The 19,384-nt window shown below is 58.7% G+C and carries 16 protein-coding genes; 10 read left to right on the top strand and 6 right to left on the bottom strand.

Going from position 1 to position 19,384, the window contains the following annotated elements; translation table 11 throughout:
- Positions 1-10 precede the first annotated feature (10 nt).
- From RHM56_RS09605 to RHM56_RS09595, 3 genes are all read right to left on the bottom strand, one after another.
- Positions 11-1,660 (bottom strand): DUF1302 domain-containing protein, encoded by a 1,650-nt coding sequence (locus RHM56_RS09605; protein ID WP_322240866.1) that lies wholly within the window; start codon positions 1,658-1,660, stop codon positions 11-13.
- Between the two features lie 76 nt (positions 1,661-1,736).
- Positions 1,737-2,504, bottom strand: coding sequence for a coniferyl-alcohol dehydrogenase (locus RHM56_RS09600; protein WP_322240864.1), 768 nt, complete (start codon positions 2,502-2,504; stop codon positions 1,737-1,739).
- Positions 2,505-2,571: 67 nt separating this feature from the next.
- Entirely contained in the window at positions 2,572-4,047 is a 1,476-nt protein-coding gene (locus RHM56_RS09595; protein ID WP_322240862.1) for a benzaldehyde dehydrogenase, read from the bottom strand.
- Between the two features lie 290 nt (positions 4,048-4,337).
- Here RHM56_RS09595 and RHM56_RS09590 point away from each other — a divergent pair, with 290 nt between their 5' ends.
- From RHM56_RS09590 to RHM56_RS09580, 3 genes are all read left to right on the top strand, one after another.
- Positions 4,338-6,113 (top strand): sigma 54-interacting transcriptional regulator, encoded by a 1,776-nt coding sequence (locus RHM56_RS09590; protein WP_322240860.1) that lies wholly within the window; start codon positions 4,338-4,340, stop codon positions 6,111-6,113.
- 177 nt (positions 6,114-6,290) lie between these two features.
- Positions 6,291-6,902 carry a TetR/AcrR family transcriptional regulator gene (locus tag RHM56_RS09585; protein WP_322240858.1) on the top strand — a complete coding sequence of 204 codons (612 nt, stop codon included), beginning with the start codon at positions 6,291-6,293 and terminating at the stop codon, positions 6,900-6,902.
- An 89-nt stretch (positions 6,903-6,991) separates the two neighbouring features.
- Complete coding sequence (locus tag RHM56_RS09580) at positions 6,992-7,945, top strand: aldo/keto reductase (protein ID WP_322240856.1); 954 nt, start codon at positions 6,992-6,994, stop codon at positions 7,943-7,945.
- Positions 7,946-8,026: 81 nt separating this feature from the next.
- Here RHM56_RS09580 and RHM56_RS09575 read toward each other — a convergent pair whose 3' ends face one another.
- From RHM56_RS09575 to RHM56_RS09565, 3 genes are all read right to left on the bottom strand, one after another.
- Positions 8,027-9,130 (bottom strand): polyamine ABC transporter substrate-binding protein, encoded by a 1,104-nt coding sequence (locus RHM56_RS09575; RefSeq protein WP_322240854.1) that lies wholly within the window; start codon positions 9,128-9,130, stop codon positions 8,027-8,029.
- Between the two features lie 39 nt (positions 9,131-9,169).
- A complete protein-coding gene (locus tag RHM56_RS09570; protein ID WP_322240852.1) occupies positions 9,170-10,507 on the bottom strand; it encodes an alginate export family protein in 1,338 nt (445 codons plus the stop codon).
- Between the two features lie 118 nt (positions 10,508-10,625).
- Complete coding sequence (locus tag RHM56_RS09565; protein ID WP_322240850.1) at positions 10,626-11,888, bottom strand: serine hydrolase; 1,263 nt, start codon at positions 11,886-11,888, stop codon at positions 10,626-10,628.
- Positions 11,889-12,135: 247 nt separating this feature from the next.
- Here RHM56_RS09565 and RHM56_RS09560 point away from each other — a divergent pair, with 247 nt between their 5' ends.
- From RHM56_RS09560 to RHM56_RS09530, 7 genes are all read left to right on the top strand, one after another.
- Positions 12,136-12,990, top strand: coding sequence for a MurR/RpiR family transcriptional regulator (locus tag RHM56_RS09560; RefSeq protein WP_322240848.1), 855 nt, complete (start codon positions 12,136-12,138; stop codon positions 12,988-12,990).
- Positions 12,991-13,028: 38 nt separating this feature from the next.
- The gene (ddpX, locus tag RHM56_RS09555) at positions 13,029-13,580 is read left to right on the top strand and encodes a D-alanyl-D-alanine dipeptidase (protein WP_322240846.1); all 552 of its coding nucleotides are present in this window, start codon (positions 13,029-13,031) and stop codon (positions 13,578-13,580) included.
- 172 nt (positions 13,581-13,752) lie between these two features.
- The gene (locus RHM56_RS09550) at positions 13,753-15,333 is read left to right on the top strand and encodes an ABC transporter substrate-binding protein (RefSeq protein ID WP_322240844.1); all 1,581 of its coding nucleotides are present in this window, start codon (positions 13,753-13,755) and stop codon (positions 15,331-15,333) included.
- Between the two features lie 76 nt (positions 15,334-15,409).
- The gene (locus RHM56_RS09545) at positions 15,410-16,426 is read left to right on the top strand and encodes an ABC transporter permease (protein ID WP_322240843.1); all 1,017 of its coding nucleotides are present in this window, start codon (positions 15,410-15,412) and stop codon (positions 16,424-16,426) included.
- Between the two features lies 1 nt (position 16,427).
- Positions 16,428-17,312: a D,D-dipeptide ABC transporter permease gene (ddpC, locus tag RHM56_RS09540; RefSeq protein WP_322240841.1), complete on the top strand. Its 885-nt coding sequence runs from the start codon at positions 16,428-16,430 to the stop codon at positions 17,310-17,312.
- A 2-nt stretch (positions 17,313-17,314) separates the two neighbouring features.
- On the top strand, positions 17,315-18,304 hold the full coding sequence (locus RHM56_RS09535) for an ABC transporter ATP-binding protein (protein WP_322240839.1): 990 nt from the start codon (positions 17,315-17,317) through the stop codon (positions 18,302-18,304).
- On the top strand, positions 18,304-19,263 hold the full coding sequence (locus RHM56_RS09530; RefSeq protein WP_322240837.1) for an ABC transporter ATP-binding protein: 960 nt from the start codon (positions 18,304-18,306) through the stop codon (positions 19,261-19,263). Before RHM56_RS09535 ends, RHM56_RS09530 begins: the two co-directional genes overlap by 1 nt.
- Positions 19,264-19,384: the final 121 nt, after the last annotated feature.

The following is a 19,384-nucleotide window of genomic DNA, read 5'->3' as shown; positions in this document are numbered from 1 at the left end:
ATCCACCTTATTAGAATGAGGTTTTCACGTAGAGCGAGACGAAGTCGCGGTCAGCCAGCGACTGCCCATAGCTGAAATTCCCGTCCTCGCGCAGCCCGGCTTTCGGTGCACCGAAGAAGTTCACGTAATTGAGGCCAACGTCCCAACGCTGCAAGTAAGTGGCTTTGAGCCCGACACTCCAGTCGCCGGAATGGGTATTGCCGAAACCCGACTTGTTGACCGCCGAAGAGCGCCCGTCGAGCACCACGCCCATGCCGATGGGCACAGTCAGGTCGATCCCGTCGACAATCTGGAAGTACGCTGGCTCCACCAATACGCGTAACGCCGTCGCATCACGGGTCGTATTGGCATCCAGAGCCGCCGCGTTCTCAGTGATACTTAGGGTTCGGTTCCAGGCCAGTTCGGCCAGTGCCGAGCCGCCATCCCAAAAAGCGGTCGGTGATAAAAGGTAAATCGCTGACAGGTTGGCGTGCGCAGTTTTGCCCCGAGCAAACAGCGAGTGGTTGTCGCCGTCGGCATCGATGCCCGCTGCCACCACTTGCAGATTGCTCACCAATGGCGCATTCCAGCGCACGGAGGTTTCACCGGCAAAGTTGAACGGGCCATAGGCGGTGGAAAAGCTGACGCCAGCCGTCTTGATATCTTCGGCGTAGACCTGACGGTACGAGCCCAGGATGGGCAAACCGGTGGCCGCCGCCGCTGCGCCGTCGAGGTAGGCATACAGCCCAATCGGGGTTTTGTCGTGATACTGCGCAGCGTAAAAACCCAGCTCCAGTTCAGTCCCGGTCGGTTTGAAGCGGATCTGCATGCCGCCCTGCCCCGAATTCCTTGGTTTTAGATCACCGCCATTCACGGTGTCGTTACCAAAAACCTCATGCAGCGAACCGCTACCGTAGCCGATGGCGTCGACATCGCTCAGGTAACTACCGGCGCCGGGCAGATTGGAACGCTCCCACTCAAACTGGTAGTAAGCGCCCACTGACAACTGCGGGTTGATCTGCAACTGCCCGGAGATCTGATTGACCGGACGCAGGATCTCCTTGAACTGGGTCCCCGGCACGCTAAGCAACTTGACCACGTCAGTTGGACCCTGCGCATTGGCAATCCCGTTGCCTCCGTAGAACAGACTTTCGCCGTAGATCAGGCTATGCCGCCCCAACCGCACCACACCCTGGGAATCTTCGCCGAGGTCACCTCGCAGGAACACAAACGCATCGAGGATTTCGCCATCGCGACCATGTAGCTTGCGGGTCTCGCGGAGAAAGTGCGGTTGCTCGCTGCTGTCGGTGTCCTGGTTGTAGATATCGTCGTACCAGGCCGCACCACTCACACGCAGCCCGTAATTTTTCCGACTGAGGTCCATTTCGGAAAACAGGTCCAGGCGATTGGAGACCAGGCCTCTGCTGAAGTTTTTATCGCCCTGGCTCTGGATCGAGGGATACAGGCCGTTAGCGGTTGGCGCATTGAGCAAACGACTGTCATGCCCCTGAAGACGCCAAGCCTGGCTGTACTTGATGGTGTTGTCCCAGCGCAGTTTCCAATCGGAATCACCGAGGTCCATTTGCGCGGCCTCGACCCTCTCGATCATCACGCCTGCACTGCATAACGCCAGAAACAGGGCGCAATTTTTGAAACGAAAGCAACGTTTAACGTTGTCCATAGACGCTCCTCATTATTTTTATTTTCGGCATAGCGTTGCACGTGTGGCGAGGGGGCAGCCCTCTCGCCACATAGCTTTAGATGTAGGTGGAGGCCAATCCGCCATCGACTGCCAGGTTGACGCCGTTGATCCAGCGCGACTCGTCGGCACACAAGAAAGCAATAACCGCCGCCACCTCATCGGCATAACCGGGGCGTTTTATGCGATGGGCATCAGCCTGGACTCGGGACTCACCGAGCATGCTGACAAAGTCGCTGAGGATGGGCGTGAAAACGGGGCCTGGCGCCACACTGTTCATGCGCACGGAATGTTCCATAAACCAAGGCTGGGCCTGGAGGTAATTCCAAACGATCAAGGCTTCCTTGAAATACTGGTAGCAGGTCTCGGCGGGGACCGGGTGCTCGGCCAACCAGTCTTGCGCGGTGGCAAAACCTTCGATGCGCGCCAGCGCCTTGTGCAGATCCAGGCGTTGTGGCCACTCGGCGCCGAGGATTGAGGCAACATTGACGATGCTGCCGCCAGCCGAGAGGCGTGGCAGTAACGCACTGCTCAGGTGGCGCACCCCCAGGTAATTGACCTGTGCCAGCAATAGCGGATTTGCAGTGCCCGGGACCCCGGCGATGTTGCACAGACTGTCGATCCGTGTCGGCAATTGCGGCAACAGCCGGTCGATACGCTCGGCACTGCTCAGGTCACCTTGGACAAAGCCGTCCAGGGTCATGTTCGGGGCCTTTAGGTCTATGCCTATCACGTGCGCACCGTGAAAACGCAGCAGACTTGCAGTGGCTGCACCGATACCCGAGGAAACCCCGGTCACCAGCACGATCTTGTTGTCGAGTTTCATAGTGTGTCCTCTTATTATTGTTGTGTATTCAACCGGCTGACCCAGCACACGCTAAGGCCTGCTCCCGTTAGAACGGGTAGCGCGGCGCGGTGTCCTTGATCGTCACCCACTGCCATTGTGTGTATTCGTCCCAGTCCGCCGGGCCGCCAACGCTGCCGGCATTTCCCGAACTGCCACGCCCACCAAATGGATTGATGCACTCATCAGCCACTGTCTGATCGTTGATATGCAGCAGACCGCAATTGAGGCGCTCGCCGATCGCCATCGCACGCCCGACCGAAGGCGAGATGATCCCCGCGGACAAGCCATACTCGGTACGATTGGCCAACTCGATGGCATCCTCGTCGTTGGTAAAACTCACCACCGTGGCGACTGGACCGAAGATTTCCTCGTCGAACGCACGCATCCCCGGACGCACGCCAGAAAGGACCGTAGGTTGATAGAAGAGCTGTTCAAACTCGCCGCCGGCTTCCAGCGTTGCCCCGGCCCTGACACTCTCAGTGACGATTTCATGCACGCGCTGCAACTGGTGTTTGTTGATCAGAGGGCCCAGCACTGCTTCACCACGCGCGGCATTGCCGACGGTGATTGCGCGCGCTTTCTCTGCAAGCCTGCGCACCAGTTCTTCGGCGATTGACTCATGGGCCAGGATGCGTCCGGTGGCCATGCAAATTTGCCCCTGATGCAACCAAGCCCCCCACGCGGCGTTGCTGGCCGCCCGTTCAAGGTCGGCGTCTTCGAGCACGATCAGCGAGTTCTTGCCGCCCAACTCCAGGGCCACTTTTTTCAGATGTCGCCCGGCCACCTCTGCGACTTTGCGGCCCGCTGCGGTTGAGCCGGTGAACGCAATCATCCGTACATGCGGGTCGCGGCACAGCGCCTCGCCAGCCACCGCTGCACCCGGTAAAACCTGCAACAACCCTTTGGGCAGCCCGGCCTCCTCAAATAACCGGGCGATGATGAAGCCACCACTGACCGGCGTCTGTGGATCTGGCTTGAGCACTACGGCATTGCCGGCCGCTAATGCGGGGGCAACCGAGCGCAAGGAGAGCACCAGAGGAAAGTTGAACGGAGATATCACCCCAACCACGCCATGGGGCAGCCGACGTGCATAAGACAAGCGCCCCGCCTCGCTCGGAAGAACCAGGCCGTGAGACTGAGACAGCAGGCCTGCCGCCTGATGCAACAAGACAATCGCCTCACGGACCTCATGCTCCCCCTTGAACAGACTGCTGCCGCTTTCCCGTGCGATGTACAGCGCCAGTTCGGCAAAGTGTTGCTGAGCCAATGCTGCGGCTTTGCGGAAGATCTCGGCCCGCTCGCGCGGGCCTAATGCCGCCCAGCCCGGCTGTACTCGGGAAGCGTTGAGACTGGCAAACGCAATATCCGCAGCATCAGCCAAGCCGGAGACCGTCAGCACCTCGCCGGTAGCTGGCTCTCGTACGCTATTACTGCCGCCCAATGGGCGTACCCAATCACCGTTGAAGATGCGCTCGCACCACAACTCGTCCCGCAGAAAATCAGAAGGTTCACTCACCGACATTTGGGCCTCCCGGCTCTTGTGCTTGTTATCGCCCGACGACACCTTGCTCAAGTGCTGGAATCGTCTGCGTCGTCAAAGCACTAGAGCAAGGGCTGTGCCGTCTTCTTGAGTGCGTCCGTTATTTAGATGGAAAAGGCTCTGGCTTGAGGGTTAAAGACGAGTACTCAACGATCGCGCAATGGCCTCTGCGCTCGGCCAGCATCAGGTCACTTGTTCAAATGATAAAGTTATGTTTAATAACTATTAATCAAGTTACTCATTTAGACCATCCATTGCATCAGGGGCATACCATGATTAACCCCCACTTGCTGTTGCAGAGTCTCGCACTGCGCGAAGCGCATTTCTCGCCCCGTGGGGACAGTACCCAACTGGCCGATGGCAACTCACCGACCCTGGCCGAGTTGACCGAATGCCTGTTTTTTTCCCCTGTCGACGGACGCATCTGGCTCAACGATCAGCGCATGCTGCTGTTGCACAGCTCATCCTTCGGCGCACTGCGGCGCGAAATCATTGACCGCCAAGGCCTGGAACAGACCCGTGGGCTGTTTACCCGCACCGGCTACCTGTCTGGGGCACGCGATGCGCGGCTGATCCGCGAGCGTTGGCCGGACGCTGATGCAGCGGCGATTTTCTCTGCTGGCACTCGCCTGCATACCCTCGAAGGCATGACCAAGGTCGAGCCCCTGCACTTCAAGTTCGACGCAGACTCCGGCTTCTACGAAGGTGAATTTCTCTGGCATCACTCCTGCGAGGCCGACGAGCATATCGCCGCCTACGGAATCGGCCAGGACCCGGTATGTTGGACCGAACTTGGCTATGCCATCGGTTATGTCAGCGGGCTGTTCGGCCGCATGGTGATCTTCCGTGAAATCGAATGCCGGGGCATGGGGCACGAGACCTGCCGTGTCGTCGGCAAGACCGCCGAACAATGGGGCAATGTTGAACAAGACCTGAGTTATCTCACCGCCTCGCCATCCAGCGTCACGCCCAGGCAGCGTCCGGCACCAGCACCGGCCCCCGATGACAGGTGGGAAATGCCGGGCGAGCTAAAACCTATCGGCGCCAGCGCCGCTTTTAACGCAGCCACCCTTGCCTTGCAGCGTGTTGCGCCTACCCCCGCCACGGTATTGTTCAGCGGTGAATCCGGGGCCGGGAAGGAGCTATTTGCACGCCAACTCCATCAGTACAGCCCACGCCATCAAGCGCCCTTCGTGGCCCTCAACTGTGCCGCGATCCCGGACAATTTGATTGAGGCTGAACTGTTCGGTGTCGAGCGCGGCGCCTATACCGGGGCAACCCATTCGCGCCCAGGGCGCTTCGAGCGGGCCCACGGCGGCACCTTGTTTCTCGATGAGATCGCCAGCCTCAGCCTGCCCGGCCAAGGCAAGCTACTGCGGGCCTTACAGGAGCGCGAGATAGAGCGAGTGGGCGGTGCTCAGCCAATAAAGGTCGATGTGCGGGTGGTGGCGGCAACCAACGTCGATTTGCGCAAAGCGGTAGCCGCTGGAGACTTCCGAGAGGACCTGTTCTACCGCTTGAACGTCTTCCCCATCACCCTGCCGCCACTGCGTGAACGACGCGACGACATCCCGTTATTGGTCAATGCGTTCCTGCGGCGCTTCTGCCAGGACTACGCGCGCAAACCGGCCGGGCTGACCATGCGCGCGCTCAAAGCATTGCTGCGCTACGACTTCCCCGGAAACGTGCGAGAACTGCAGAACCTGATAGAGCGCGGCCTGATCGCCAGCGAGGATGGTCAAGCCATCGACCTGATCCACCTGTTTCGCAACGAACCAATACCCCAGGAATTGTACTCTCTGGACGACAAGGGCAGCCTCGCCACAATCGACCGCAACCCCGACAGTGCACAGCGTCGCCCGGACTTGCTGGAAACCTTGACCCAGCTTGAACAAGGCTTCTCCATTGACGGCCTGGAGTCGCGCTTGATCGACGAAGCACTGCAAAAGAGCGAAGGCAATTTGGCTGCGGCTGCCCGACTGCTGGGGTTGAGTCGGGCGCAATTTGCCTATCGGCTGAAGAAGTACCAACAGTCATCGCTAGAGTAGGCGTTCGGGGGTAAGGCCGCCGAACGCTTCACCGCAAACTCCGTCTCCCAAGTCATGCTTTCCTGCGAAAGAGCGCACTACAAAAATTAGTGCTTTAAAAGTTTTACTCGACTAAGTATTTTGCATGGATGTTTGGGCTAAATCTGGCTCCCTTTTTCACAGCAACAAGGACCTCCCGTGAGCGGACTACGTGAACGTCAGAAAGTCGAACGACGCCAAGCCATCAGCAAGGCAGCGATCGAACTGTTTGAGCGCCAGGGTTTCCAAAGCACCACCATCGAACAGATCGCCAACCAGGCCGGGGTCTCGGCGCCCACCGTGTTCAAGTATTTTGGTAACAAGCAGGAAATCATTCTGGAAATCCTGCACGACGCCGACCAGCGTGCACTCAAAGATACCCGCAGCCAGATCTTCGAGATTGAGGACCCGGTCGACGCGATGTGCTACCTGGAGCGCCGGTTGACCGGTTACGCAATGGAAGTCATGCACCCCAGCCTCTGGCGTGAACTGCTGCCGCTGATTCTGTTTGGCGGCGACAATGAACTGCCCGAAGGCTATCGCGCCATGAACGATGTGCTCAGGGCTGAAATCAGTGGGTTACTGAGAGAATTGCAGCAGGCTGGCAAACTCCGCGCCGACCTCAACGTCGACTTGGCCGCGTTCTTGTTGAACGACTATTCACACCTGCAATTGTTCAGATTGGTCAACCAGGAGCAACTGGATATCGAGTCCCACTCCGCTCAGGTAAGACGAATCACCGAGCTGCTCTTTTATGGCATGCGGGCCTGAGAAAACAATCAAATGCAATCACCTCGCAAGGTGTTTGGTTGAACGCCAAAAACCAGAGGGTCTATTTTTAAATCGAACGGCGGACCGGTATGAAAAAAGATGATCTGAGCAGTTCAACGATGGAGAGTTCACGCCTGGTGCTGGGTGGGAATGTCTTTGGCTGGACCGTCAACGAACACGATTCGCTCAGGCTACTCGACGCTGCGTTTGAACGCGGCATCAACACCATTGATACCGCAGACGCCTATTCGATCTGGGCCACCGGTAATCGCGGCGGCGAGTCGGAAGCCATCATTGGTAAATGGTTGAGCCTGAACAGCCACCGGCGCAGTGAGATAAAAATCATCACCAAGGTTGGCGCCGAGCTTTCACCTGCGCAGCAAGGGCTTTCGAAAGGCCGGATCCTGCAAGCCGTAGATGACTCGCTGCGTCGACTGCAAACCGATTACATCGATTTGTACTTCTCCCACTACCCGGATGCCTCAACAACCCACGAGGAAACTCTGGAGACCTACGCTACGTTGATGGCCTGCGGCAAAGTGCGCTCGATCGGCGCATCCAACTACACCCTGGATGATCTACACGCCGCTAAACGCGCTGCCGATCACCACGCCTTGCCCCATTACGCCTGCCTTCAGGTGGAATACAACCTCTATGATCGCCATGACTTCGAGCAGCAGTTGTGTTCTTTTGCCGTGGCCGAGGGCTGCGAGGTACTGACGTATTTCAGCCTTGCCTCGGGTTTTCTCAGTGGCAAATACAAGGGCCTGATTGACCTGACGCATAGCGCTCGCCGCGAGGATCTGGAAAAGTACTTCGATGAGCGCGGCATGCGAATTTTGCGCGTTCTGCATCAGGTGGCGCAGGAACAGGAGGTTTCACCCGCGGAAATCGCCTTGGCCTGGGTCATGCACCAGCCTGGCATTGGCTCTGCCATTGCCAGCGCCACCAACCTGGAGCAACTGAATAGCCTGGCGCGTTCGACGCAGCTGAGACTGGATGCTCAAACCCTTGAAAGACTGGACATCGCCAGTTTGCGTTGAGGTGGGCTGGGTGCCGCAGGAATGACTCACATACAGCACACACGCCTGTCGAGCCCGGCACAACGTACCGGGCCACGATGATCAGCGATTGGTCTTGATGCTGGTCCAGATGCGCGTGCGGATCCGCTCCAGGGCTGGCGGCATGGGCTGCAGAGCGAACAGTGTTTTGCGCGCTTCGTCCGGCACATACATGTTGGGGTTGTTACGGATGTCGGCATTCACCAGTGCGAAGGCATCCTTGTTCGGGTTGGGGTAGCCGATTTTGTTACTGATCCGGGCAATCACATCCGGGCGCAGGATGTAATTGATGAACTCATAGGCCTCTTTGGTGTTAGGGGCGTTTACCGGCACCATCATCACGTCAGACCACATCGGCGCACCTTCCTTGGGCAAGGCCATTTCCACCCTCACCCCCTTGCCTGCCGCATCGGCCAGTTGTTTGGCCAGCGCCACGCCACCCGACCACCCCACGGCGACGCAAATGTCACCATTAGCCAGGTCCATGCCGTAGCGCGACGAGTTGAAGTAGGTGATGTAAGGCCGAATTTTCATCATCGCCGCCTGAGCCTGCGGGTAGTCCTCGCGTTTCTGGCTGTTAGGGTCAAGGCCCTGATAGTGCAAAGCAATGGGCACGATCTCGTTGGCTGCATCCAGCAAGCCAACACCACAACTGGCCAGCTTGGAGAGGTTTTCTTCCTTGAAGATCATGTCCCATGTGTTCATCTGCACATTGGCACCGAGAATCTTCTGAACCTTGTCAACGTTGTAGCCAATCAGCGTGGTCCCCCACAGGTAGGGCGCCGCATAGCGGTTACCGCTGTCGCCCGCCACCTCCAGGGTCTTCATGAACTCCGGATCCAGATGCTGCCAGTTAGGCAACTGGCTACGGTCCAGAGGCTGGACGGCACCTGCTGCGATCAAGTGGCTCAGGTTGGCGCTGCCGGGGTAGACCACATCATAGCCAGAGTTGCCGGTGAGCAACTTGGACTGCAGGGTCTCGACGCTGTCGAACACGTCATAAATAGGACGGATTCCGGTTTCCTCCTGAAAGCTCTTGAGGATTTCCGGTGGCAAGTATTCGATCCAGTTATAGATCCGCACTGTGCGCTCTTGCGCGAGGGAAACGCCCGTCGTCAGCAATGACAGCGCAACGGACAACAGGGTGTTGCGTACATTCTTGTTCATGGTGAAACACTCCTACGCGGCCGCGGCGGCTCGCGACACTTAATAGCGGTAGGTGAAGTACAGTTCCAGCGCGCTGAATTTCTGATTATCGCCGAACACTTGCTTCGCTGCGGCCAGCGGCTTGACCCAGTTATAGGACAGCGACGTATAGAGCGACGGCGTCGGGGTCCAGTCGAGAAAGATCACGCTCTCATCGGCAAACCGTCGATCGCTGACGGGTGCGCCCATGTAGTTCTTCTCGTCCAGCCAGAACTGATAGTGAATCGCCCCCAGGGTCACGGTTGGATTCAGGTGGGTTTTGAGCGAGAACTGCTGAACGTTTTCGTTGGTGTTGAACAACAGGTAGTTACCGACGATATCCCCTACCAGCCAAGTGCTCCAGTCGATGAAGCCTTTGCTCAGAGGATCCCAGGCTTTCTGGCGATTGTCGCTGAGGTTGTCATCGCCGGAAAAGCTGGCGTAGCGATAACCGATGACGGGCGTCAGGGGCAAGGTATTGAAGGCATACTCCGCCTGTCCATACCAAGCCTTGGCATCGTAATCGACACCCTCACCGCTGCCCTTCTCCAGCGCGTATTCGGCATTGAGCGTCAGGGCCGGCACCCCCGGCACTTTGGCGTTGAGTGCCCTCACGTTGTACACCGGCATGCCATCTCTGAATCGAGGAGCCGTACTGCCTTTGGGACCCAGCGCATTGACCCTCATCGCCATTGCGCCCAGCGTCACCTGCTCGTCGAGGGTGTAATCCAGGTTGGCGCCTGTCATGCGAAAGTCACCCAGATCATCGTCGGTTCGCAAGGTGAAAGCCTGGGTCTTCAGTGCCCCATGATCCCAGGCCAGGATGGCCGAATCCTTGAAAGCCGTTCTTGGGCCAAGCCAGTAAGCTCCGTCATTGAACTGATCAAGGTTGCCGTCCATGACGATGAAGCCAGTACCGATCATGTAGTTCTGCCGCCCGGCCGTCAGCGTCCATTCCCCGGCGCGGAAACCGCCGTAGAGTTCCTCAGTGGCAACATCACCATCGGAGCTGCGCGTAAGGCCACCGGCATCACCATCGCCGAAGGTGGTCGCCGCTACCAGCGAGCCACCGGCCAGCAGGCTGAAGTCTGGTTGCAGGGCGTATTCCAACTTGACGCCGGGCTTGATGTAGAACTCCTGCCAGTCGATTTTCGTACCCTCTTTTTTTCCACTGCGAGCATCGACGCGGCCACTGCCGAAGTTGACGTTACGGGTGGAAAGGGTCGCACCGCCAGCGGTGAAGTTGACCTCACCTTTGAGGTTGCCGTCCTCAAAGGTATAGCCAGCCAACGCAACGTGGGTGGTCAAAGGTAAGCCGAACGCCAAGAGCGCTCGAGATAAACGCGTCATTGAAACCATATGAAGCTCCTGTGTGATTATTGTTGTTACAGGGCAGTGAAATGGCGGCGCAGAGCGCCACCAACGCCTGGCAGAGCCAGGCGAGCAGGACGCAGATTTCTTGTATTTATTGGATGTTTCAGTGGCTTAAGTGCGCAGCAATGGCTCGCAGCATGCGCACGCTGTCAGCATCGAACGGGCTGACCGCATCGTTTAGCGATGACTGTTTGACGATCACCACACCGGATGGCTTATCGATAAACAGGTATTGGCCGTGAATACCACCCGCCATAATCGCCTGGCTGTGGTCGTTGAAGACGTACCACTGGCTGCGGTAAGAAGCGCCAGGGGTCCATTTAGAGAAGTCGGCGTCTTGGGCGTAGATCGCCGGATCGGCACCGGCGAAGAGGCGCTCGATCGTTTCGCTCGACAGCAGTTGCAGTCCATCCAGGCGACCATTGTTGGCCAGAAGGCGGCCGAAGCGCGCCATGTCACGCGGGGTAGCACTGAACCCGGCACCCGCGACACTGCGGCCCCAGGGGTCGGCCATAAAGTAGCCGTCACGCTCGCACCCCAACTGCGCCCAGATGCCTTGCAGTAACTGATCGCAGGCCTTGCCCGAGGCGCGCTCCATGACCCAGGCCAAGGCTTCTGTGGTGGCCGTCACGTAATGAAAAAAGCCACCGTGGGTGCCACGTTTTTTCAGAGACGGCAGGTACTGGTACAGCGACTCGAACTGGGCGTACTGCGCGGGTGCAGGCTGAAAACCGCAGGCATAGCCGTATTGCGAACTCTGCGAGTTAGGGTCGTCATAGACCTCGTTGTACTCAATGCCCACGGCCATGTCGAACAGCTGGCGCACAGTGGCATCACCAAACGCGCTGCCCACCAATTCAGGCACATAAAACGCGACGGGCAACGCTGGATTAAGTACACCGTCACTGACCAGTTGCTCACCCAGTGTGCCGATCAGTGACTTGGTCACCGAGAACATGATGTGCCGGTCGCGGGGCCGTTGACCGTTGAAGTAGCGCTCGAACAACACGGTGTCGCCCTGCATCACCAAAAACGCATCGGTCTGACTGGCCACCAGGTGGTCGATGACGCTGATACCCAGACCACACTCGCTATCGAAATGAAGTTCATCCAGCGCTAATGGGGATTCTTGCAACGTACTGACTCGCCCTGAGCCCGCCTGCACATCAATGCTGGGACGCAGGCGCGCCAAATTGCGGAACCCCCACTGGTTGAACGGGGGGCTCATCCAGTTTTTCCAGGTGACGCGGCGCATAGGCTCTGCGGGGAAGCCTTGCATAAGCAAAGGCGCGAGGCGTGTGTCGAGTGAAGATTCGTTGGTCTGGACGTAAAGACAGGCCAGTGAAGGCATGGTGTTCTGACTCATCGGGTTGCCCCTGAAAGTGACTCTGCATAAGAGCAGATGCAGGAGAATAATTATCCGATAATATTCTTTAGTCAATAAAACTTTTACTCAGTAAAACGTTTTCTATTGTTGTGCTTTTGCGAGCACACGAATCGATCCGTTGGCTGAAAAGCCATTGTGTCCGCTCAAAGACTGATGTTATGTTGATAACACCAAGCAACAAAATGACATACACATAACAATCACCTGTCGGCGCGCGTTGATCCTTATGGGAAAAAACAATTTTTTTCAGTTGCTGGAACACGAGTTTTCCAGTTTGACGCCGACCGGCAAGCGCATTGCCAGTTACTTGCTGGGCAACCCGCAACAGCTCCCTTTCGAGTCCGCGGACAGCATTGCGCTGCAAGCCTCAACCACGGGCATTTCGGTCGGGCGATTCTTGCGCTCTTTGGGGTATCAGAACCTGGATGACGTCAAACAGAGCCTGCGCGGTGACGTGCCGACGTCCTGGTTGATCACCGACCGAATTGCCGCCTTTCGTGCGCAAAGCAACGGCGGCGACGCGCTCGACCATTCCATGCAGCGTGAGATCGAGGCCATCCAGCACGTCTATGAGTTGGCGCGCAGCGAAGCCTTTGCCCAGATCGTCAAACGCATCCACGAAGCCGATGCCGTGTTTATTATCGGCATCCAGTCCACGCGCGGGATTCTCACCGCCTTTCACAGCCATCTTGAGTACATCCGCCCCAAGGTTTACTACGTGGACGGCCTGTCCGGCATTTACGCCGAAACGCTGAACTCCGGCTTCGACAACCCCTACGCGATCATTGCCGACTTTCGGGCGTATTCCAGCGTGACCCAACACTTTTGCAACGCGGCCCTTGATAACGCGTTGCCCCTGGCCCTGATCACCGACCTGCAATGCCCATGGGCCCGCGACTACGCGCTGGATCTGTTGCAGATCAAAACCGATGTTGGCCAATTCTGGGATTCTCCGGCGCCGCTGGCATGCCTGCTGAATCTCATGGTTTCAGCTGTTGCGCAGCAATATGGCGAACATCTGGACGTCCGTTTGGCCAAGAACCGTCAACTGCAAAAAGCCTTCGGCCAGTTCGAAGGTTAAGCGCATTGCCCCAAACGAATCGCCCCAGGAGTGAGTGTGTGAATCAGAGCGTTACCAGCCCCAGCCCACTGATTGAGATTGATGCCCAGCAGTTTCAGGTGCAGATCAACATGATCTACGCCACTGCCGACAATCTGGCCGGCAAAGTGATCTACCCGACCACCCGTTGCCTGCTGCATCGCGATGCCGCCGCCTGCCTGCGCAAGGCCAGCGAACTGGCGCGACTGGCCGGTTTCAGCCTGCTGATTTATGACGCCTATCGGCCGCCTGCCGCGCAGTTCCTGTTATGGGAAGCACTGCCCAACGGAGACTACGTGCGCGACCCGCATCTGGGCTCACACCACAGTCGCGGTGTCGCCGTGGACTTGACACTGGTGGACGGCGACGGCGTAGCACTGGATATGGGCACGGGTTTCGACACGATGGAAGAAACCTCGCATCAGTTCTACCCGGACTTGCCCGTACAAGTGCAACGCAATCGCCTGCTGCTGTTGGGGGTGATGCTCGGAGCCGGCTTCCAGCCGATCGCCAGTGAGTGGTGGCATTACGAATTACCCAACGCCGATCATTACCCCTTGATCCACGAATAACACCTGTTTGAGCCGTAACGGGCCGATGAAACCAAAGAGTTTCAGGGCCAGCGCAACGCCTGAAAAGAACAACAAAAACGCTGCAAACATGCTTCACCTGCTACTGCCCGGTTATAGATTCCAAAAAAAACCTGACCCACTTCCAGACATCGAATGTTGAAGGAAACCGGCAATGACCGTCATGAACTCCGTGAACCGCCACACCCCTCCCCGTGCCCGCACACTGGCGCTCAGCGTCTTGTGCGCAGCCTTGAGCCTCGGCGCCTGGCAAGCAGCAACTGCCGCCGTGGCACAAGACACGCTGATTATCGGCAAGCCCGCCGACCCGCAAACCCTCGATCCCGCCGTGACGTTTGATAACAACGACTGGACCATCACCTACCCGTCCTATCAGCGTTTGGTGGGCTACAAGACCGACGGCGACAAGAGCAGCACCGAAGTCGAGGGCGATCTGGCCGAGAGCTGGACCGTTTCCCCGGACAATCTGGTGTGGGAGTTCAAGCTCAAGACCGGCAACAAGTTCGATGACGGCAGCGCAGTAGACGCCGCGGCAGTGAAATTCTCGTTCGACCGCTTGATGACGCTCAAGCAAGGGCCGTCAGGCGCGTTCCCGGAAGACATGGTGGTCACCGTGGTTGACCCGCAGACCATCCGCTTCACCTTGAAAACGCCATTTGCGCCGTTCCTGTTCACCCTGGCCCACAACGGCGCATCGGTGGTTAACCCGCTGGTGGCGAACAAAGGCGCAGAAACCAACGCCTGGCTGTCCAGCCACACCGCAGGCTCTGGCCCTTATCGCCTGGCCAACTGGCAAAAAGGCCAGTCGCTGACCCTGGAGCCAAACCCTTACTACGCGGGCCCCGCCCCTGCGTTGAAAACCGTGGTACTGAAGATCATCGCCGAGCCGTCGGTACGCCGTTTGCAGCTGGAACGTGGCGACCTCGACATTATTGAAGACATGCCCGAAGACCAGTTGGGTGCACTGGCCAGCAAGCCTGGCATTGCGGTCAAGGAGTACCCGTCCTTGCGGGTGACTTACCTGTACCTCAACAACAAGAAAGGCCCGCTGACCAACGTCGACGCCCGCCGTGCGATCACCGAAGCGGTGGATTACAACGGCATCGTCAAAGGCATCCTCAAGGACAAGGCTGAGCTGCTGAACGGGCCGATTCCCAAAGGCATGTGGGCGTATGACAGCTCGCTGCCGAACATGAAACAAGACATGACTGCAGCAGCCGACAGCCTGGCCAAAGTGCCGAAGAAGATCACCCACCTGAGCTACATGTACTCGGACAAGGACGCCAACTGGGAACCGATTGGCCTGACCCTGCAAGCGGCCCTGATGCCGCTGGGCATTAATCTGAAGATGGAGAAGACCGCCAACGCCGCCCTGCGCGAACGTGTTGGCCAGGCTGACTACGACATCGCCGTTGGCACCTGGAGCCCTGACTTCGCTGACCCGTACATGTTCATGAACTTCTGGTTCGACTCCAAAATGCAGGGCCTGCAAGGCAACCGCTCGTTCTACAGCAACCCTAAGGTCGACACATTGATTCGTGAAGCGGCCACCACCAGCGATCAGGCCAAGCGTGTTGAGCTGTATCAGGACGCCCAGAAACAGACGCTCAACGACAGTGCTTACGTGTACCTCTACCAAAAGAGCTACACCTTGCCGATGCGTGATTCGGTCAAAGGCTATGTGTTCAATCCCATGCTTGAGCAGGTGTTCAACCTGGGCAGCATGAGCAAGTGAACCAGCGCTTTCGTGCACGCCGCTAAAGGCGTGCACGGTTTTCTGATGTCTGTCGTTTGAGTAACAGAGGTGCCTTATGGCCTTCCTGACGTTGTTGCGCAAGCGCCTGCTTGGCCTGTTGCTGGTCGTGTTCGGTGTTTCGCTGATTACTTTTGCCATTTCCCACCTGATCCCTGGCGACCCCGCTCGGCTGATTGCCGGTGACCGCGCCAGCGATGAACTGGTGGCCGGTATCCGCCATCAACTGGGGCTGGATTTGCCGCTGTACCAACAATATGGCCGCTACCTGCTGGACCTGCTGCAGGGCGACCTCGGCACGTCGATCCGTACCAATCGCCCAGTGCTCGAAGACCTGCAGGCGTTCTTCCCGGCGACCCTGGAACTGGCGGTGGTCGCGTTGTTCCTGGCGATTGTGGTGGGCGTGCCGCTGGGCGTGTTGTCGGCCGTGTATCACAACCGCGCCATCGACCAAATTGCGCGGACCCTGGCGGTCACCGGGATTTCGACCCCGGCCTTCTGGCTGGGACTGGGCGCCATCGTGCTGTTTTATGGCCACCTGGGCTGGCTGCCCGGCGGCGGGCGTCTGTCCGAAGGGCTTGCCCCGCCAACCACGATCACCGGGTTTTACCTGATTGACGCCCTGCTGGCCGGGAACTTCAGCCTATTTCTGGATGCGCTTAAACACCTCATCCTGCCCGCTGCCACGCTGGGCTTCGTGACCCTGGGGGTGATCGCCCGGCAGATTCGTTCAGCCATGCTCGACCAGCTTGGCGAGGACTACATCCGCACGGCCCGCGCCTATGGCCTGTCGCGCTGGACCGTGATCCTGCGCCACGCCCTGCCCAATGCACTGATCCCTTCGGTGACGGTACTCGGGCTGACCCTGGGCGACTTGCTCTACGGCGCGGTGCTGACCGAAACCGTCTTCGCCTGGCCCGGCATGGGCGCCTACGTCGTCAAGTCGATCCAGTCACTGGACTTCCCGGCGGTGATGGGTTTCGCCATTTTGGTGTCGTTTATCTATGTGCTGCTGAACATGGCCATCGATCTTCTGTATCGCGTGATCGACCCGCGTATCGGCGAGGTGAATTGAAATGTCTGTGCCTCTGACTACCGCCGTGCACACCCCGCGCTGGCGTGAAAAGTCCGCCTATTTGATCCATCAGATACGCCGCAGCCCGCTGACCATGGCCGGGCTGGCAATCACCCTGATGGTGCTGCTGTGCATGCTCTTCGCACCGTGGCTGGCCAGCCACGACCCCAACGCCCTGAACCTCTCCGAGCGCCTGGCCGCGCCCTCTGCCGAGCACTGGTTCGGCACTGACGAAGTGGGCCGTGACCTGTTCAGCCGGGTGCTGTTCGGCAGCCGTCAATCGGTCGGCGTCGGTTTGTTCGTGGCCTTTTCCGCCTGTTTTATCGGCGGGCTGCTGGGCTGTTTTTCCGGGGTGATTGGCGGACGTTTCGACGCCGTGACCATGCGCATGATGGACATCATGCTGTCGGTGCCCTCACTGGTGCTGATCATGGCCCTGGCAGCCGCCCTGGGCGCCAGCCTGTTCAATGCCATGCTGGCGATCACCCTGGTGCGGATTCCCTCGTATGTCCGATTGGCCCGCGGCCAGTCTTTGAGCATTCGCCAGATGGGCTACGTCAAGGCCGCCGAAACCTTCGGTGCCGAGCGCTGGCACATGGTCCACTGGCACGTTGCGCGCAACGCCATGCCACCGTTGCTGGTGCAACTGAGCCTGGACATCGGCAGCGCCATTCTCATGGCCTCGGCCCTGGGCTTTATCGGCCTGGGTGCGCAACAGCCCACCGCTGAGTGGGGGGCAATGGTCGCCACCGGGCGCAACTACATTCTGGATAACTGGTGGTACTCCACGTTCCCGGGGCTGGCCATTCTGATCACGGCGACGGGCTTCAATTTGCTGGGCGATGGCGTACGCGATCTGCTCGATCCACGCCAGCAGGGGAAATAAGCATGTCTACTTGCAATCCAGTGTTGGCCATCGACAACTTGAGCCTTGAGTTCCCGGCCTACAAGAGCAGCGTCAAGGCCCTTAACGGCGTGTCTTTGCACGTCAACCCCGGCGAAATTGTGGGCGTGGTCGGCGAGTCCGGGTCGGGTAAATCCGTCACCGCGATGCTCAGCATGCGCTTGCTGCCCGAGCGCAGTTACCGGATCACCTCCGGGAGTCTGAGCATGCTCGATCGCGACATGCTCAACACCCCTGAAAAAGAGCTTTTAAAGATTCGTGGCCGTGATGCGGCGATGATCTTCCAGGAGCCGATGACCGCGCTCAACCCGACGCGGCGGATCGGGCGACAAATGCTCGACGTGATCATCCATCACCAGAAAATCAGCACCCAACAAGCCCGTGCCAAGGCCATCGAGCTGCTGCGCGACATGCACATCGCCAGCCCCGAGCAGGTTCTGGACAGTTACCCGTTCGAGCTGTCGGGCGGCATGCGCCAGCGGGTCATGATTGCGCTGGCGTTCTCGTGTGAGCCGCAGTTACTGATCGCCGATGAGCCCACTACGGCGCTCGACGTGACGGTGCAACGTCAGGTGCTGCTGTTGCTGCAAGAAAAAGCCCGACAAAAAGGCACGGCCATTCTGTTGATCACCCACGACATGGCACTGGTGTCGCAGTTCTGCGACCGTGTGTACGTGATGTACACCGGCGCAGTGGTTGAACAAGGGCTGACCGCCGATGTCATGCGCCATCCGCGCCACCCTTACACCCAAGGCTTGCTCAGCGGCTTGCCGGAAATGGTCGAGCCGGGGCAGCCGTTGATGACCATTGCCGGGCAAGTGCCGAATCTTTCGCGCCTGCCTGCGGGCTGCACCTTTGCTGAACGCTGCCAGCATGCAATGCCGATGTGCAGCGAACGGCCGGTGTTGACCGCCATCAACCAGGATCAACAGCGTAAAAGCGCTTGCTGGCTACCGCATAAGGAGCTTTCGTGATGAACAGTGCTGTGTCTGAATCGGTGGCTGTTGTGCCTCACGAGATCCTTCAATTGACCGACGTGCGCGTGCGCTTCCCCGTCAGTAATGACTGGCTGGGGCGGCCTCGGGGCTATGCCCATGCCCTCAATGGCATCGACCTTCAGGTCAAGGCCGGGGAAACCCTGGGCATCGTCGGAGAGTCCGGCTGTGGCAAAAGCACCCTGGCGCAAGTGCTGATGGGCCTGGTTGCCCCCAGCAGTGGCGCGTTGAACTGGGCCAACGGCAAAAAAGGCCAAGGCAGCAGCAATGTGCAAATCGTCTTCCAGGATCCGCAATCGTCACTGAACCCGCGATTACCGATCTGGCGCATCATCACCGAACCGCTTTATGCACGCGGCATGCGCTCACGCCAACAGATGCGCGACATTGCCTCGAAAGTGGCAGCCCAGGTCGGGATTCGCCCGGAATACCTGGACCGTTTTGCTCACCAGTTCTCAGGCGGCCAGCGCCAGCGAATCGCCATTGCCAGAGCCTTGTCTTCGGACCCGGACATCATCGTCCTGGACGAACCGACCTCCGCGCTGGACATCTCGGTGCAGGCGCAGATCCTCAACCTGCTGGCTGAATTGCAACGGGCGCGTAATCTGACGTACATCCTGATTTCCCATAACGTCTCAGTCGTTCGGCACATGTCCGACCGTGTGGCCGTGATGTATCTGGGGCAGATCGTTGAGTTGGGCAGCGCGGCGCACGTCCTTGACCAACCGCGTCATCCGTATACCCGTTTGCTCTTGGAAGCCGTCCCGCGATTGGGCGTGCCATTGCGTGCCGAACACGTGGCGGCACCGACCGAGCTGCCGGGTAATCGGAACCTTCCGCAGGGATGTTTTTTCCGCGAGCGTTGCAGCCTGAGCACCGAAGGCTGCCAACAACTCCAGGCGCTACAGGCGGGTGTCAGGTGTCATGTTCAGTCTTAAATACAGCGAGAAACCTGTAGGAGCCTGGCTTGCCAGCGATGCAGACGATGCGGTTTTTCTGTTAAACCGCGTCGATACCTTCGCGGGCAAGCCCGCTCCCATGGGGTCAGGGAGTGGTCGG

This window comes from Pseudomonas sp. CCC3.1, from assembly GCF_034347405.1.
Classification (GTDB): domain Bacteria; phylum Pseudomonadota; class Gammaproteobacteria; order Pseudomonadales; family Pseudomonadaceae; genus Aquipseudomonas.
The sequence above is the reverse complement of the archived record's forward strand: the minus strand, read 5'-3'. Positions and strand labels throughout refer to the sequence as shown.